At 49.2% G+C, this 17,465-nt stretch carries 16 protein-coding genes; 2 read left to right on the top strand and 14 right to left on the bottom strand.

Annotation, left to right across the window (positions count from 1 at the left end):
- Positions 1–211 precede the first annotated feature (211 nt).
- The 6 genes from LX24_RS08265 to uppS form a co-directional block, all read right to left on the bottom strand.
- Positions 212–601, bottom strand: a complete 390-nt coding sequence (locus LX24_RS08265; protein WP_166511673.1) for a hypothetical protein — start codon at positions 599–601, stop codon at positions 212–214.
- Between the two features lie 310 nt (positions 602–911).
- Positions 912–1,337, bottom strand: a complete 426-nt coding sequence (locus LX24_RS08260; RefSeq protein WP_243131677.1) for a Spy/CpxP family protein refolding chaperone — start codon at positions 1,335–1,337, stop codon at positions 912–914.
- Between the two features lie 222 nt (positions 1,338–1,559).
- The gene (locus LX24_RS08255) at positions 1,560–3,014 is read right to left on the bottom strand and encodes an N-acetylmuramoyl-L-alanine amidase (RefSeq protein WP_207706565.1); all 1,455 of its coding nucleotides are present in this window, start codon (positions 3,012–3,014) and stop codon (positions 1,560–1,562) included.
- 118 nt (positions 3,015–3,132) lie between these two features.
- Positions 3,133–4,101, bottom strand: a complete 969-nt coding sequence (gene pstA, locus LX24_RS08250; protein ID WP_166511671.1) for a phosphate ABC transporter permease PstA — start codon at positions 4,099–4,101, stop codon at positions 3,133–3,135.
- Positions 4,098–4,988, bottom strand: coding sequence for a phosphate ABC transporter permease subunit PstC (gene pstC / locus LX24_RS08245; protein WP_166511770.1), 891 nt, complete (start codon positions 4,986–4,988; stop codon positions 4,098–4,100). The genes pstA and pstC overlap by 4 nt, the downstream gene beginning before the upstream one ends.
- Before the next feature lie 336 nt (positions 4,989–5,324).
- Positions 5,325–6,008, bottom strand: a complete 684-nt coding sequence (gene uppS / locus LX24_RS08240; protein WP_166511670.1) for a polyprenyl diphosphate synthase — start codon at positions 6,006–6,008, stop codon at positions 5,325–5,327.
- Positions 6,009–6,158: 150 nt separating this feature from the next.
- On the opposite strand from uppS, the gene LX24_RS08235 reads away from it, so the two are divergent.
- Positions 6,159–6,680 (top strand): DUF3231 family protein, encoded by a 522-nt coding sequence (locus LX24_RS08235; protein WP_166511669.1) that lies wholly within the window; start codon positions 6,159–6,161, stop codon positions 6,678–6,680.
- A gap of 145 nt (positions 6,681–6,825) precedes the next feature.
- Here the strand turns inward: LX24_RS08235 and htpG are convergent, their stop codons facing one another.
- Positions 6,826–8,712 carry a molecular chaperone HtpG gene (htpG, locus tag LX24_RS08230; protein WP_166511668.1) on the bottom strand — a complete coding sequence of 629 codons (1,887 nt, stop codon included), beginning with the start codon at positions 8,710–8,712 and terminating at the stop codon, positions 6,826–6,828.
- Between the two features lie 407 nt (positions 8,713–9,119).
- Between htpG and LX24_RS08225 the strand changes: the two genes are divergently transcribed.
- Positions 9,120–9,257: a hypothetical protein gene (locus LX24_RS08225; RefSeq protein ID WP_166511667.1), complete on the top strand. Its 138-nt coding sequence runs from the start codon at positions 9,120–9,122 to the stop codon at positions 9,255–9,257.
- A gap of 57 nt (positions 9,258–9,314) precedes the next feature.
- On the opposite strand, the gene LX24_RS15365 is transcribed toward LX24_RS08225, so the two are convergent.
- The 7 genes from LX24_RS15365 to LX24_RS08190 form a co-directional block, all read right to left on the bottom strand.
- Positions 9,315–10,709 (bottom strand): TerD family protein, encoded by a 1,395-nt coding sequence (locus tag LX24_RS15365; protein ID WP_243131676.1) that lies wholly within the window; start codon positions 10,707–10,709, stop codon positions 9,315–9,317.
- A gap of 113 nt (positions 10,710–10,822) precedes the next feature.
- Positions 10,823–11,509 carry a TIGR00266 family protein gene (locus LX24_RS08215; protein ID WP_166511665.1) on the bottom strand — a complete coding sequence of 229 codons (687 nt, stop codon included), beginning with the start codon at positions 11,507–11,509 and terminating at the stop codon, positions 10,823–10,825.
- Positions 11,510–11,788: 279 nt separating this feature from the next.
- Positions 11,789–12,700, bottom strand: coding sequence for an HAD family hydrolase (locus LX24_RS08210; protein ID WP_207706564.1), 912 nt, complete (start codon positions 12,698–12,700; stop codon positions 11,789–11,791).
- Positions 12,697–13,857, bottom strand: coding sequence for a cysteine protease StiP family protein (locus tag LX24_RS08205; protein WP_341473569.1), 1,161 nt, complete (start codon positions 13,855–13,857; stop codon positions 12,697–12,699). Before LX24_RS08205 ends, LX24_RS08210 begins: the two co-directional genes overlap by 4 nt.
- Positions 13,858–14,020: 163 nt before the next feature.
- A complete protein-coding gene (locus LX24_RS08200) occupies positions 14,021–15,430 on the bottom strand; it encodes a phosphoribosyltransferase family protein (RefSeq protein WP_243131675.1) in 1,410 nt (469 codons plus the stop codon).
- The gene (locus LX24_RS08195) at positions 15,369–16,556 is read right to left on the bottom strand and encodes an HpcH/HpaI aldolase/citrate lyase family protein (protein ID WP_166511664.1); all 1,188 of its coding nucleotides are present in this window, start codon (positions 16,554–16,556) and stop codon (positions 15,369–15,371) included. The genes LX24_RS08200 and LX24_RS08195 overlap by 62 nt, the downstream gene beginning before the upstream one ends.
- On the bottom strand, positions 16,553–17,323 hold the full coding sequence (locus LX24_RS08190; RefSeq protein WP_207706562.1) for a DUF475 domain-containing protein: 771 nt from the start codon (positions 17,321–17,323) through the stop codon (positions 16,553–16,555). Before LX24_RS08190 ends, LX24_RS08195 begins: the two co-directional genes overlap by 4 nt.
- Positions 17,324–17,465: the final 142 nt, after the last annotated feature.

Here is a 17,465-nt window from a genome sequence, read left to right as displayed (position 1 = left end):
CCTTTAAAATGACTCTCTTAAAAACGCAAGAACTCCTAGGCAGATTATAATTATATTATCATATCACAAACCCTAATACCAGTTTATGAATATTGACCTTGGGATTCTCATCTTGATTCAAATTGACAAAAATAAAGCACGGGAACGGTGCCCGTACCTTTTGCCCGTTTAGGGAACCCTCCCCATACTCCCGTGCTCCTGGCTGGAGAGATTATCTCATAAACTTTATAGTAATGTCCGGTAAATACTTTTGGATCATGGTAAATGTTTCATCAATAAAACTCTGCTCGTCCTGCAGCATTTTCTCCAGGGCGTCCTTTTCAACAATGGCATAGGGCTTAATCACCCCAAATGGATGCTGCACCTCGGGGCTTAACACACCACATTCAACACCGGTAATCTTTACGCCCTCGACAAGTAAAGTATAATCACTTACTTTTCGCCCGTCCTCTGTAATTTGCATCCCAACGCTAAATTTTTTCCCCGCTAAGTACATGTTAAAGAAAGAAAATAGCTGGGGGTATTTTTCACCCAGGGCATCAGTAATCCGGTTTCTAAAGGGTACAAATTTTTCCCTGACTAATACATCTATGTCACTCACATAAACTGCCTCCTTTGATAAACATTAATGTTTATATGGTGTCCCATTGGGTTGATATCAATAACTATTTATTATGTTTACTCATGAATCGCCATATAGACTTTTATTATATACAAAATTTACACATCAGCAAAGCCATAACTTCGATCGGTGTAAAAACGTGAGTTCACAGGCTCGCGTTTTTTTATGCGGTCCCTCATTCCCACCAGCTTTAACATCTAAATAAAAAAGGGGGGCTATGAAAAACTGCCCCCGCTGTGCCATTATCAAATACTTACTGTCCATTACCCCTTGAAGGCAATGCTTTTTTTTAATACTTTAGTTCTTTCATTTTAGCCCTCTGCTCCGGGGTGAGTACAGACTGGCATTGCTGCCTACTCTGTTGGACAATACCGTGAATTTTTTGGCGTAGATCTTTAATTTCTTTGACCTTGGCTTCCACTTTAGCTTTGTCCGGGTTCTTCTGCAACTGCAACTGTTTTAGCTCGTGCATGGAATCCATCATTTTAATGCGCAGTTCACGGGTTTGCTCGTAAGTGCTTTGATTAACTTCCCGCATTTTAGCAATTTGCTGGTCAGTGAGGTTGAGTGCCTCCACCGGATTGACCCACTTTTCACTTTTTAGCATACGCGGGCCATCACCCCAGCCCATGCCGGAAGCCGCAGCTACTTGTACGATGCCAAACACCAAAAGCAGCACAATTGTTAAGGAAACTATTTTCCTCTTCAGAGCCACACCTCCTTTCCTCACATTGCAATAATGTTGGTGCACTTTTATTGCGCTGACTTTATTTTGCCCAGCATTATGAACAAAATATGAATGAAAATTGGGAATTTGCAATTCTAAATTTACGTCCCGATAAAAATAAGCTGGACCTATTTTAATAATAAAGGCGCTTTTGAGTGCTATAAACTAAAAAATTACCTGCAGCCATTTTAATGCTGCAGGTAATTTTACCTATCTCCCTTGATAATCCATTATCCCATTAACTATGCCGCGGACAATAGCCTCTTGGTTTTGCGGGTCCCAAAGAAAAGCTTCTTCCCGGGGATTGCTGATAAACCCGGTCTCAATAAGGATGGCGGGCATTAAAGTATTTTTTATCACATAAAAACCCGCTTCTTTTACCTTTCTATTGACCTGTCCCGTTTGCCTGAGTATCGAATTCAATACATTTTGAGCCAACCTGGGATCCGATCCATAGAATTTAAAGACCTCAACACCCTCCACCGCAGAGTTGGTCGCACTGTTAGCATGGATACTGATAAAAGCAAAGGCATTGGTGCGATCAGCGATATTGACCCGTTCCTCCAGGGATACATAGCTGTCGTCAGTTCTGGTTAATATCACATTATATCCTTCGTTTTCCAGGGCGGTTTTCAGTTGACTGGTTATATTAAAAACCAGGTCCTTTTCATATTTTCCCGAGTATCCTATGGCCCCCACATCTTTACCGCCATGTCCGGGATCAAGGATTATTAAATTATCGTCTACCTCCGGTGCTGGTGGTCCGGATTGACCGGCGGGGTCAACCGGTTCGGTTTTTTCATCCAATCCACCCGGCAAACCCGGTTCACCTGCTTCCCCCGGCCCGGCTTGTCCACCTGGTCCGGACGGACCGGCATCCCCTTCACCAGGTTCAACTGCCGGGTGATTAATTTTGATTATTAATGATCCCTCACTTTTTTCCACCCGGTAATTTATCTCATCGTTTAAATCCAAGACCACCCGGGTGGTGCTATCCATCTGGCCTGTTCTGATGGAAGAAACCACGGGATCATCTAATTTGATCATTTCACTGGCCCGGTTGGTGGTATTCCGCAAATCGATTACCAGGCGGTCGGGATTACCCAGTTGAAAAATTTTGTTTTCCCCGTCTTCAACCTTAAGTTCTAATACCAGTTCCAGATCATTCGCCGTTGTTTTTATTTCCTCCAGTGAACGAAAATTATCCGGTTGTCCGGAATCCATCCAGGCTATATCCACCCTTAAACCCGCCGGTATATTTCGCGCGTCCACACGACACCCCAGTGATTCACCGATAAACCGCAATGGCACCATGGTGCGCCCGTTGACCACCTGGGTAGCCACATCCAACTGTATTTTACTATTGTTTTTATAAGCCACTTTTTGATTAACGGGAAGCTCTATGGTGAGATCTCCCTTGTGACCAAAAGCAGATTTTACATTATTGTCATACCACACTTCAGCGCCCAGTGCTTCAAATATCTGCCGAAACGGTACCAGGGTCCTGTTGGAAGAAGTTTCTATGATGGGCCGGGCATCAAATTCCACCTGTTTATCATCCACATAAACGAAAATATTACCGCCGGCAAAAGCCTGGTGGATCTGCAGCAGCCAAAAAGCCACCAAAGTAAAAATTGTTAAGATCAGTTTTTTATAACGCAACATTTTCCTCCCTTCGGAAAAAAAATCGCAATTACCTAAAATTACTGGTTGCACTGGCAGCATGACCAGTATCTATATTTTATACGATAATAATCCTGTTTTTGTTCCGTAGTTTTTAAAATTAATCTCTGTCTCGGGAAAAAATTTTATCATTTTTCAGGAAGGTTGTTGGCTTGTAGGGGAATGGAAGCAGTGGAACCGTCCCCCTGTGTCCTGTCACCCGCCTTTGGGTGTACCGGCCCAGCCGGCAAGCTGCGAAATTGAAAGCCAGCACCGCCAGCACCAGTATGGCCGCCGAAACGTCCGCCACACGCCGCACTCCGGGGGCCATACCCTCTGAACTGACCCTCCATATGTGGACCGCCAGTGATTCCCCCGGGCGAAAAGGATTTAATGGAGAGGTAGTACTGTAAATATTCCAATCGGAGAAATTAAGCGGCGGGTTGCTCATACCGGCGGTGTATAATAAAACCGCCGCTTCAGCGAAAACACGACCCGAGCAAATAAAAGTACCTGCAACCAAAGCGGGTAAGGCACTGGGTATAATAACATGCCAGATGGTTTGCCAATGGGTGGCACCCAGGGCCAAACTGCCCTCGGCCAGTTCCCTGGGCACACCCCGGATGGATTGTTCAAAAAGCATCACCCAAAAGGGCAGGTTCAATATTGTTAAAGCCAGTGCCCCGGACACCAGGGAATACCCCCAGCCCGTTGTATTGACGAAAAGTAACAGGCCAAACAAACCCACGGCAATGGAGGGGAGTGAGGCCAGCGTTTGGATGGCTACCCGCACCATTTCGGCCAGGGGACCGCACCCCGCATATTCAGCCAGATAAATACCCGCCAATAGACCGGTAGGTACAGATATAATCATGGTTAGTAATAATAGATAACAGGAGTTAAAAATCTGCGGGATAATACCATCACCCGCCTCGATTGCATGTGACGATAAAGTAATAAACTGCCAGTCCATGGACACCAGGCCATGATAAAGAATATAGCCCACCAGTGACCCCATAATAAACAAAACCAGGCCGGCAGCCACCCAAAACATGGCCGTAGCCAGGCGGTCCTTGATCAGTGCATTCACCGGACAGCCTCCTTCCTCATCACCAGCCTGATCACCAGTATGTGGCCTAAGGACATCAACAACAGCAGCAGGCCCATGGTCCAAAGGGCATTGTTCCAGGCAGTACCAGTAACAGACATCCCCATATCCATGGTAATAACACTGGTCAAGGTCGTTACCGGGCTTAAAATTGATGTGGGCCATTCCCGGGTGTTACCTATAACCATCTGTACCGCCAGTGCTTCGCCAAAGGCCCGGGCCATACCCAGCACCACGGCGGTGACAAGGCTGGAACGGGCAGCCGGAAGCAATACCATGCGAATGGTCTGCCAGCGGGTGGAACCCAGGGCATAGGACGCGTGTTTTAATTCCAACGGTAAAACGCGCAGGCCGGCTGTGGAGACACTAATAATGGTTGGCAGTATCATCACCGATAGCACCAAAAAACCGGCCAACAGGCTCAAACCCCCGCCGCCAAGATGCCTATCAATCAAAGGTACCAGCCAAACAAGTCCGACATAACCATACACCACCGCCGGGATAGCGGCCAGCATATCCACAGCGGACTGCAGAACCTGCCGCCCCCACTCCGGGGCAATTTCCACGATAAACACCGCCACCATAATCCCCAAAGGGGCACTCACCGCCACCGCCGGCATGGAAACCAGCAGCGAGCCCGTTATGAAAGCCCCGGCCCCCACCAGCGGCCCACCTTCTTCCACCGGACGGCCCGGCCACCACCGGCTACTGAATATGAACTCGGCCGGACTTATCCCGTTTATAAAAAAAATGGCCAGGCCCTTGGACACGAAGACATAAATTACCGTAATGGTTAACAAAAACACCAATGCCAAACAGAATAGAGTAAAGCCACGTCCCACCCGGTCAACAAAATGTCTGCTGCTCATTACAGGAACCGGTCCTTTCATTTTTAAGCCGGCGTTTATCACGGTTCAATTGAACCTTCCGGCTAAGTTGCCATTATATTAAATAAATATAATATAATAGTTTTGTTAAAAAGCTATTACTATTGTTTTAGCATTAAGTTAAAAAATTACGCCCGCTGTTTTAACACAACGGGCTAGTTCTGTATTTTTAATGGCCGGGCACCACTGACCTTTGCCGCGTGGGTCAGCAGTGCCTTACATAATCAGCGGTGCTTTATATTCCGTAAACAATCTGTGAAACAATACCCAACACTTAAGGATCAGTAGTTAGTTTAAGAAAGTTTAAGCCTGACCCCTTTAACCGCCCAGGGTGATGTCCTGGGTTTCGTACCACCGCAGGGCTTCATAAAAGTGTTCTTTTCGAAAATCAGGCCACATGTCATCCACCACATAAAAATCGGCGTATATCGACTGAACGGGCAAAAAACCGCTGAGCCTGCGCCGTCCTCCCCAGCGGATGATCAAATCGATGCGGGAAACATCACGGGATGCGATGGCTTCCAACACGTTGCGTTTAGTATTTTTAACTCCGCCACCGCCGGTTGGGTCCATATTGTAAAAATGATGCAGGTCCCACCACCACCCGTAATTAACAAGAAAATTAATTTTAATTAAGCCCCGGCCGAAGGTTTTTCTCTGCTTGTATTCCTGGAGTTGCGGGGGGAAAAGGGGGGATTCATAATCCCCAATGACCAAAAGGGAGGCGTCCCGGTTGGCCAGCATGTTTACAGCATCCACGCAGGCCTTCTGGAAAGCCCTGGTCTGCACCGCCGGGCGTTTTGTGTTATCCTGGGTAAAACCATAAAAGGTTAGCTCCGGGATACCCAGTTCCACGCATAATTCATACAGCATTAAACCGGGGTTGAGCCCGTTTTGATAACCATCCTGTTTAGGCAACCCTTTGCTCTGAGCCCACCTTCTGTTTCCGTCCGGTATCACTCCGATGTGTTTGGGCAGTCTTTTGAATCCGGTCTTGGTCATAGGAACCCTCCACGCATGATAAGCATGTTGATATTTTAGGGTTTCCCTTTAACTGGGGTTGTATCCAATTTGCCGGTAGATAAAATATTTCATTTTCATATTCCTAAAATTTTTGGTTAATAATATCCTTATCGGAAAGGAGGAAATCGGGTGGTTCAAATTGGCAATTTCCATATCGGCAAGGCGGAAACGGCACAGCAGCCTGCTTTAGATAACGGGGAAGCATTTTTATTGTGGGATATGCTGGTGTCACGTTACGATATTATTGAAATTACCCAGATATATCAAAACTTCGGTCACGATCCTGATTTTAAAATCCTGTTGCAGAGGGGTTTAACCAAAACTTTAGAAAAAGAAGTTGATATAATGGAAAAGGAGCTGAATCGATACCGTATACCCCTGCCCAACAGGCCCCCCAAGAGCGTCAGGATTCCTGCCGGCACCGGGATACTGGAAGACAGGTTTATGTTTAAACAGATTTTCACGGGAATTCAAGCTTTTTTAGATAATCATGTCAAAACTATCAGATCTATAATAACTAATGATGCATTGAGAGATATTATGATAAATTTTGCTAAAGATGAATTGGACATATTTAATGATATGTGCAAATACGGCAAGCTTAAAGGGTGGCTGGAAGTCCCCCCCCAATTCACGCCAAATTCGCATTAGTACCGCACCAATTATACCTGTTTGCCTATAATAAGCATAATGATAATCGTTATTAGAGCAACCCCACCAGGTGCAAAAACCGGTGGGGTTACTTTTAATAAAAGCCCTTAACTTTTAAATGACTGTTTTGTATAAGCCCGCCCGTTTATTCCCCCAGCGCCCGCTCCAGTATGCGGTACATGCGGTCCACCATTTCCCGGGGGTCGGTGAGCAATCCCGAGGCAATGAGGGCGTTGTCGTAAATTTGTTCCACCGCCAGGGTGGCAAAGTCCTCGTCCTTTCGGCGCAGGGCCTCGAGTTTTTTGATCAGCCTGTGCCCGGGGTTTACCTCCAGTGCCTTTTTGCCATACCCCAGACCGCCCATATCCTTGTGCAGCGCCTGCATCACCCGCTGCATGCTGCTGGTCATGCCATCGTCCATATTGATCAGCACTGCCGGGCTGTCCACCAAACGCTTGGATTCCCTCACTTCACTAACCTTGTCACCCAGGGCCTGCTTGATGAAGGCCAGCAGATTTTTGAGCTCCATTCCCTCCAATTTAGCCTCGCCTGCACCGGTGTCATTGTCTTTATTATCATCCTTTTCTATTTCCGGCAGGTCCAGTTCCGACTGGTCGGCGGAAACCAGTTTCTTGTCTTTATACTGGGCCAGGTTGGTCAGCACAAAATCATCCACGGGCTCGTGGGTATAAATAACTTCCAAATCCCGCGCTTTAAACGCTTCCAGGTAGGGACCGGCTTCGATTATTTCCCGGGTCGGCCCGTTGATATAATAAATGTGCTTCTGTTTTTCCGGCATCCGCCCCAGGTAATCATCCAGGGAAATGTACTTACCGGGTTCGGACTTGGAAGACTCAAAGCGCAGCAGCGGCGCAATGTCTTTACTGTGGGCAAAATCCGAAGCCGCGCCCTCCTTAAGGAAAATACCGAACTTTTTCCAAAACTCGCTGTATTTATCCGGGTCGGACTTGGCCTGCTCGCCCAAAAACTTGAGGAAACGCCCGGTGAGCACCTTGCGCAGCCGGGCCACCAAAGCACTGTCCTGCATGGTTTCCCGGGAAATGTTAATGGGAATGTCCTCGCTGTCCACCACACCCTTGACAAAACGCAGCCACTCGGGCAACAGCCCCTCGGCGTTTTGCTGCAGCATTACCTTGCGGCAATACAGGGAAACCCCGGGCTCGGTCTTGCCGAAACCAAAGCGCTCCAGGTTTTCCTGGGGCACAAACAACAGCGCGTTTATGGCCAGTGGGGCGTCTGCGGAAAAATGCAGCCTGTAAAATGGTTCATCAAAGGCGTTGGCGATAAACTTGTAAAATTCGGTATATTCCTCGTCCTTGATTTCATTTTTATTGCGTACCCAGATGGCCTGTACCGTGTTGATTTTTTCGCCCCCCATAATAATGGGAAAGGGTACAAAATTGGAGTAGCGCTTAATAATACGCTTTATGGTGTCGGGAGAAGCAAATTCCCCGGCATCGTCCTTTAATTCCAGTATAATTTTGGTACCCCGGGTGAGATCCTGAACCTGTTCGATGGAATAACTGCCCAGCCCGTCGGAAACCCACTGGCAGCCCTCAGCACCGGGCGCAAAGGAGCGGGTTAATACCCGTACCTTTTTAGCCACCATGAACGCCGAGTAAAAACCCACCCCAAACTGGCCGATTAAATTCAAATCCTTTTTGTCCGCTTCGGCCAGCTGCTGCAAGAATGCTTTGGAGCCCGACCGGGCAATGGTTCCCAGGTTTTCCACCAGCTCGTCCATGGTCATACCGATACCCGTGTCGCTGATGGTCAGCGTTTTATCCTGCTCGTTTACTTCTATGGTTATTTCCAGGGGTAAATCAGGATCCGCCACTTCTTTATCGGTAATGGTCCGGTATCTCAATTTTTCCAGCGCATCGGCGGCGTTGGATACCAGCTCCCGTAAAAAAATTTCCCGGTCGGTATAAAGGGAATTAATCACAATATCCAGCAGTTGTTTGACCTCGGCCTGGAATTCCATTGTCTGTTGTTTGCCGGCTTCAGCCATGTATTGAAAACCTCCTTTTGCCTTGTAAGCTGGCATTGAAAAGCCCTTTTGTCAGCACTCATTAGTAGCGAGTGCTAACTCACAAGAAATAGTATTGCAATTAACACAATCATGGCAAATACTATGAGCGGCTGAAATATGCTGCATTATCATTATATTGAGCATTATCTCCATTTATCTTTGATTTATAAAGAAGAATTGGTTCAGGTGGGGTTTTGACCCCACCTGAGCCTTAGCCGCACTTATTTCGATTTTATCGCTGTTTAACTCTCGCGGCGGTTGACGAGATAAACTAAAGAGCATGGCCGGCGCAACCATGCTCTTGGCATAATTTAAGTGTTGTTTCCTGTCTCACTCTGTCAAGCCATTGCATATAGTAAGATAAATTTACGAGACAGGTGATCGCTATGACCGAAATCATTTGCACCGCATTGTTAACCGCACTGGTACTTACCATATCCATTACCCAGCGCATCAAGATTTTTGAGATATTGAAAAACCGCGCCGATTACAGTGCGGATTATATAGATGAGCTTTATAAATAAGAGCTATGGCCATATAAGCACAACCTGTTCAGGAAAAAGGATTTTACCAGCATTTAATTACTTGCGCCCGGCCTTCCAGCGCAATCCCCAGTTATAAGCACTGTCCATTTCCCGGTGGCCCGAGAAATAGCGCACCTGGCGCTCCACGCTTAAGGTTTCATCGTTCACATTTTCAATTAAGGCTATGGCGCACATAATTTTACGCTTGTCATGCTCGTCCAGCCGCACTTCAATATCGGGACCGCCGGGCTGCTTGATGGTCACCACGCCGTCGGCCTGGGCCCAGTTGGGCACTCCCTCGTAAATATAAGCAAAGACAAGAATGCGTTTAAAATCGGCAATATGATCGCCGTTGATCCGCAGGTTTTCACCGCCGGCCACCGCACCTGTACGGTCATCCCCATCGAGGGCAATATAGGGAAAACTGTGATATGAGCCGAAGGAATTACCCAGGGCCTGGATAACACCCTTTTGCCCGTTTTTCATATGGATAAGGCAGCCCAGGTCCAGGTCGACCCCGCCACCGCCGCCGCCAAAGAGCGAGCCCAGTAAACCACCGGATTGTTTTGTTTTTTGCTGGTTCCAGTTCAGGTTGACCAGTATTTCCCCCAGCTTGTTGTTGGCCTTTTTCTCCAGGTTAATTCTGTCGCCTTTTTTCTTGAGCTCAATTTTGCTAAGATTAATCCTCTGCCCGGAGGGTTTGCCGGCCCGGGAACCTGAAGCGGCATGGCTGGCAGTTCCCTCCTGACCGGCCTGGCTGGCCGGTTGTCTGGAGGACGTCCTGGCCGATAGATTAAGCGGCGCCCCGGACGGTGAACCAGATGGCCGGGCCGGACGGACGGAGGGCTGGACGGGCTGGCCGGAACCGGGGCCGGCCGGCCCGCTGTCCGGCTGGTCGGACACCTCGATGCCGAAGCCCCCGCACAGGGCGGCTAATCCACCGTGATACCCCATGGCCACCGGGTTGAACTTCCATTCCCCCTGGTGCCGGTATAATTCGGCCACCACTATGGCGGTTTCGGCGGAGAAGCCTCCATCCATGTTAAACCTGATCAACTCCCGGTTACCGTTACCGGTCACCCTGACGTATGCACCGGGCACCTGTCCAAAGTTGTGGCCCCTTTGGGGACCTTCATAAATAGTGAGGGTAATGGCAATTTTGGCCACATCGGCGGGAACCGCGGGCAGATTAACTTTTATGCACGCTTTATCCGGCACCCGGGCGGTTTCCACAGTTACGGCACCGCTGCGGCCCGTGGGGTTGCCGTAAAATATAAAATCCTCGTCCCCCCGGCATTTGCCGTTGCTTTGCAGCATAAAGGCAGCAGCATCAATTTCAATGGCAGCGGCACCGGTTTCCCAGCCCAGGGCCACCATGACCTCCGCCAGCCCGGGATTGTTTTTGGTAAGATCAGTTTTTTGCCCCCTCTTCACGGTTAACGACAATAACATCACCTCATTTAAAAGTTTTACCGGTTCTTATATCTATACCTGTCACTTATGTCAATTTAGTTTTCCTGCCCGGCAACAAAAAAGGAAACCTTGAGCGGTACTAGGTTGGCATGTTACTTTGAACTCTTGTTAGGTATAAATTGGCGTATCCAGCTGCCAAATCCACGGGGATTCCTGGTTTGGATGATCACCGGGCCCGGCCCCCTGAACCGGCATACCGCCACCTCACCCGAGGTAAAGGTGGATATCCAGCCGCTGGAAGCCTTTTCAATGGAATACTGCATATAATCGGGCCAGGCCACCAGGTGACCGTTGTCCACTATATATTCCTGACCCGCCTCAAGATTAATGACGTGGATACCGCCATAGGTGTTCAGAAATACCATCCCATTGCCGCTAATCTTAACCACAAAGAAACCTTCCCCGGAAAAAATACCCTGGGCCAGGTTTTGCATCTTGGTGGACACCTGTAATTCCGCTGCGCCCGCCAGGAATCCATCCTTTTGTACCAGTAAACTGTAGGACCCGTCCAACTCCACATCAATGATATCTCCGGGTATGGACGGGGCCAGCAGCACTTCCCCGGCTCCCCGGCGGGCGGTCAGAGTCTGGAAGAAAAAACTTTCCCCCGCCAGCATGCGGGATAGGCCGCCCAGCAGTCCCCCGTCCATCTTGCCTTCCACGTCTATGGTATCGGACATGCCCACCATGGCATCTGATTCCGCCTTGATCACTTCGCCCTTCTGGAGGTTTACCTGCAGCAGGGGAAAAGCGCCCTGGTATAGTATGCTGTATTTCATCCCATTTCTCCTTCGGTGCCCGGCACTATAGTTTTCTATTCTCGACAAGTGCTCCGGCAAATTATTGTACATTAAAATAACCACACAGCTGTCCGGTTAAAACAACTGCGGACCAGCCTTGATAATTTTTTCAACCCGGTGTAATGTTTTTGCAACTTTTTACCGTAATGTCCATGCTTTTATTTCGACAAATAGGCCCCTGAATCCTTGATTCTATATGTTTTCTAATAACATTCTACTATATAATTTCAAACATTTTATAAACAAAAAAGGACACCGCTAAGTGTCCCGGCAAAAACCTTTATCAGATTCAAACAAGTTAACATGTCGGGATTTTCGCCACAGAAACCCGTGCGCCAACTGCAGCACGGTCCTGATAATCTCCTCGCCGGCCGCTATGCCCGAAGACTTGGTAAACACCCATTGTGCTTGTTGATATAAACCGTGTTTCGGGTTGGACTGCCCGTCGTTACAAGCACAGAGATGAGAACCGCTATATTGCTCAAATAGTTCACCGTGGGCGGGAGATATGGCGTAATCCGCTCCCTGCACAAGGGGCAAATCCAGCAAGGAATCCCCGGCAGCCACCACCCGGTGGTCACCGGCCATCCGGACCACTCTCTGCAAAGCAGACCACTTATTAACCACCCGGGGCACCAGGTACAGCTTGCGTCCCTGGAGGGACACATGCCAGTTTTGTTTACCGGCCCAGTTGCTAAAATCGGCCAATTCCTGCAGCGGCACCTTGTCCCGCTCCACAATACAGTAGTAAAAAGCTTCATCAGCGTGCCGCATGGGGGCGCTCCAAAAACCGGCACCGGACAACCGGCCGAAAACCTTTAATATATCCGGTCCCGCCGCGCAATCACCGGCCATATCCCGCATTATACCAGCCCGGTAAGCGGTGTCCGGCACCCCGTTCACCAGAATATTCGCCCCGTTACTGGTGACGGCATAACGGCATGGCACCTCTTTTTGCAAAAAACCTATCCGCCGGTACTGTTCCATCGTCCTCGTGGTACAGGGCACAAACAACACCTTACCGGCCAGGTCCTTCAGCAATTCCGCCGCAGCTGCCGTCATGTAGGAATAATAATCTCCGGTTTCCACCGCTTTCACCGGGGCGGGGTAATCACCGGTAAACTTGGAGGAATAAATTAAAGTACGATCAAGGTCACTGGCAAATATCATTTCCTGTCCTCCATTGACTTTATCAGCCCGCAGCAGCTGTAACTCATCCGGGAGTATTCCTGCACCGGCACCCCCCGGTCCCGGGCCAGCAGCAGTACATGCTTTATATCCGCATGGTGGACATCCTTAACCAGTATCTTCCACGGCACCCGGCGCAGCAGCACCCTGGTGGTCTCCCCCACCCCCGGTTTGACCAGGTTTATACTTTTGATACCAAACTCCTTCTGAATGCGCAGTGTTTCCCGCCTGCCCAGCCAGGAGGGGTTTTCATCCACCCCCAGGCGGTGATTTTCCTGCAGTATACGCCTGGCTTTTTCCCAGGCGCTTGTAAAATACCCGGCCACCGTGTCCACAAAGTAATTGGACAAGTCCTCCCCGGCCAGTTCGCGATAATATTTGGCACCGTGAAAATCCAGGGGGCCGATTAAATCATCCCGCAATACCGTCCTGGACATTAAACCCGAGATGGTTGCATTAAGGCAGGCACTGGGGATTAGAAAATCATCCCGGGTACCGAAAATATTGGCGCAATGCCCCGGGTCAGCCAGCACGGCCAAATCCTTGCCAAGTACGCCGGGCTCGATGTGGAACCGTTGTTCAAATGTATCCACAGCTTTGATCAATTCCGCAGTGATGGCCCCTTTACCGGTCCACCCGTCAATGAATTGAACAGTGCACCCGGGATGCCTTTGCAGTATATAGATAATGGCATTTTGATCAATGCCCCGGTCACGGATGATGGAAATGCTGTAATGGGGAACATCAATGTTGTGAAAATGCCTCAGGTACCTTTTGACCAGCACTCCCGCCGGTGTACCCGCCCTGGCCAGGGATGCCAGCACCACCCGGCGACCCCGCCGGCGGATAATGTGTTCGGCAGTAATGGCCGTGGCCAGGGCCAGCCGGTGACCGGTTTCCTTTAACGACTTGTGAAACAAGTCAATATATTCCCGTGTGGGCCGGTATTCAATGGGCAACATTTCAGAGTAATGGCAACCGCTTTGCATGGCCCTTTCCCTATCCTCGTTGCTTTGTTCCACCACGCAGGGGCCTATGTCCTTTAACAAAAAAACCACATCCCCGGCTGTGTAGCTGCCCAGCGGGACAGGGTCGGGAACGGTGGGATAACTGTAAATTCCCGGGGGATGTTTATCCACCAATTGTTCATTCGCCCGCGCATCATTTTTGTTATGTTTAGGTGAAGTGTTGAAACTAATTACAGACACCTCCGGTTGTTTAAAGAACTGTTCGAAAAGTCCGTTTGATACGCTTTTAGTGCCGGTTTTTCAAATACTTCGCTCTGTTTTTGGATAATGTCAATCATTCACAAAAATAGACAAAGGTTATATGGGGTATACCCGCCTGCTGCAGTGCCCGCACCAGCGGAGCCACTTGCCCGGGCAATACCCGGCGTTCCCAAAAAACATACACCTCATCATAACTGCGGGGCGGTATGTTATAAACATAGTTGGGCACACCGGGGCGAAAAGGATCTTCATAGGTTATGGCATACTTAACCCCGTAATCCTCCCTCAGTCGGGGATGCACCGGGCTGCGGGTGGTGGACTGCACCCAAATACCGTCACCCATATAGCGGGCAATTAGAAAAGGCAAATACATAAACTCGCCGGTACCCAGGCACAACGTCCTTTTACCCTTTCTTTGGCTGGCCAACCTTTGTCCCAGCATTATGGCCTCATCATGCAAGCGGCTGTTTTGCCGCTCATCCAGGCCAAACCGCCCGGTATATGCCAGGTAGCTGTTCCCGGTGCCACCGGAGTTATCCTTATCCTCGCCCGCAGCCAACTTCGCCTCCACAGTCAAACCAAAGGGGAGGTGCAGCATATGTACCGCACCGGCCGGGCACTCAGCCATGCCTGCGGAGGCAAGGGGATGATCCAATACCGGGGATGTGCCTTTGGACTGAAAACTTCCCTTGATGAGAGGCAATACCCGGATCTGCACACCCAACTCCTGTTCCACACGGCTGTATTTTAGCAGCGCCTTTTTATCGCGCCAGTCCAGGATGGTTAAAATCACGTATTCCGGCTGGGGATACTTGCTATGAATAGTTCTTATGATATCAAGACAGGTATTGCCCGAAGTGATTTCATCGTCAATTAAAACCAGCAGGTCATTGCCCTCCACCAGGAGATGGTCGCTGATCAGGCAACGCTGTTCGGGAGCATGACAGTGCTCCTCGGTAAAATATAATGTGTCAAATGCTCCCGCCAGGTTTTCCCGGGTGGTATGCAGGTAACGGTGGCCTCCTGTAAAGGAGCTGAAAACCGCGTGACCCAAGGCGGTGGCAGTTTCCGCAAAGCCGACAAACAGCACCCGGCCAGGTAAATGATATGGTGCACAGAACCCGGAAACCTGACCACACCCGTTAACCGCAGCCAACTGGTCGTCCCGGTCATAGACCAGGGTATCCACCAGGGCTCTGATATGCTGCTGTGCAACCGGCAACCCCAGGGTTCGGGCCAGCCTGGACGCCAGAAGAAACCCTGTGATAAAAGGCGTACCGGTGCGCACCGGAATATGCTTGCCAATCAACTTGCTGACGAACAAATAGCTCCTTTTGGGGTTATTCCTGGCGGCCATGGCAAAAACACTCTCCAGCGGCAGGCCGTAATAGTTTTCCTCGATCTCAATACCCACCGTTAAGCTATCCAATATATCGTAACTTTTCTCCTTCGAAGATAATGCTCGTGTAATCATATCCTTCATTGAGCACCCCGTATATCCTGGATAATATCATTATTTTTTGGGCCCAGTTGGTATGTGGCTTGGCTTCGTTCATCTTGTTATTATAAATGCTTTTGGTAACCCCGCCGTTGCCCCCATTGGCCAGTATATCCCTTGCATCACAGTATTCCTCATGGGTAACGGCATACAGCGCCTGCACCGGCAGCAAGTGAGTGGGGTGGATAATGGTCTTGCCCACTAAACCGTTGGCCTTGTCCAGCATCACCTCCCGGATCAGCCCGTCAATATAGCCGCCCAGTAGATTTTCCCGTAATTTACTGCCGTCGCTGCCAAACTGTTCCCGAAAAGGGGTTTGCCTTAATTGTGGTTTTAAAACCCTGGAGCCCGAAGAAAAATATTCCCAAACCGGACCGGAAATTACATAGCCGTCCTCGGGCCGGCCAAAAATATTTACCAGGTCGGCAATAAAATCCCGAATCACTGCAATATCGTAAATAGTTAACTCGGGGCTCCTGCGCAAACCATATAAGCCTGATAAATCTGTAGCCCCCATGCGCACGTTTAAAACAAGATCCTTGAATTGATCCAAGAGCTTTTTAATCTCCAAAAGATGCGCGGCCCGGGATTCCCGGTGAATTACCCGGGGGCTCTCCAATATGGGCATACCGTATAATGTCCTGCCCAGCCGGGCATTGGTTTGAGCCAGGTGGGCAAAATACTCCCACCCCGGGCCTGATTCAAATTTGGGGAATACAAACCCGGTCAAAACGTCCAGCGCCGGTCCGTAATCTCTGGTAATTCTCTTAAACTGGTCAATATTCCGGACCCGGATAAAGATAAAGGGGAGAACACTCCCCTTATCTTTCGCATAACACAGCCTGCGTAGCTCGCGGGCCAGGTTTTTTTCCGCCTCGTCCACTTCCCGGTCGTCAACGGCATCCTCCAGGCAGAGCACAGTGGATATCAGGCCGGGTATCCGGTTATCAAGAATATTGCTAATTGCCCTGTGGTGTGTGCCGGGCATATATAAAGCAGCCCCCAAAGCATGGGCCAGTGTTGTCTTATCGCTATCCAAAGGTTCCTGACAGGGGGGGATATAAAATATCCTTTGCTTTTGTTCAGGGGTCAAGTAACCAAAATAACTCATGCCTCTTTTTTACCACCTTCACGCATACGGTCCAGCAACATTGTGCCTATCAGCACCGCTGCCATAACAGTAAAAAGCATATAAGGGGGAACATGGTAACCAAAGGCCTGAGCTAGCAGTTTGCCACCAATTAAAGCAATCAGTACATAGGCGGCGGATTCCAATGTCGGGTATTTTTCCAGCATTCTAATAAATATGGTGGCTACGCCCCGCATCATCAAAATACCCAGCATACCACCCAGAAGTAATACCCAGGCCTCATCGCTCAAGGCAAAGGCAGCCAGAATACTATCCACGCTAAAGGAAATATCCATCAGCTCTACTGTGGCCACCGTACCCCAGAAGGTATCCCAAAAACCACCTCTCCTTACCTTGGGCTCATCACCATCCTCACCGGCTTCGGATTCCACTTGTCTTTTGGAAATAAAATACTTGGCGGCCAACCATAAAAGATATGCAGCCCCCAGTATTTGTACCCAGCGTATCTTAATTAGATATACACCTAATCCGATAGCTAAAAAGCGGAAAAAATACGCGCCCCAAATACCATAAAGCAGCGCTTTTTTCTGCTGGTGTTTGGGCAGGCGCCTTACCACCACAGCCAACACCAGCGCGTTATCGCAGGATAACAAACCTTCCAGTATAACAAGCCAGAAGATAATGCCCCAATTCACCGGATCCGTAAGCATTCCAACCAGGGCATCCCAGGAAAAGAATTGCCCGTAGCTGGCCGCAAGACCCGCTAAAAATCCCGTTATTACGTCCACTTGTTGAAAATTCCTCCTTAATCGTGCATCACTTTTTAGTGCGACAAAATGTCAGGGCTAAAGCAGGATTTAGATAAGGGGTGCTTAAAATGAGCACCCCTTGCTTACAGTTGTCAAAATACGGTTGATTGTTTTGTTGAAA

Source organism: Desulfallas thermosapovorans DSM 6562 (genome assembly GCF_008124625.1).
GTDB classification, from domain to species: domain Bacteria; phylum Bacillota; class Desulfotomaculia; order Desulfotomaculales; family Desulfallaceae; genus Sporotomaculum; species Sporotomaculum thermosapovorans.
The sequence above is the reverse complement of the archived record's forward strand: the minus strand, read 5'-3'. Positions and strand labels throughout refer to the sequence as shown.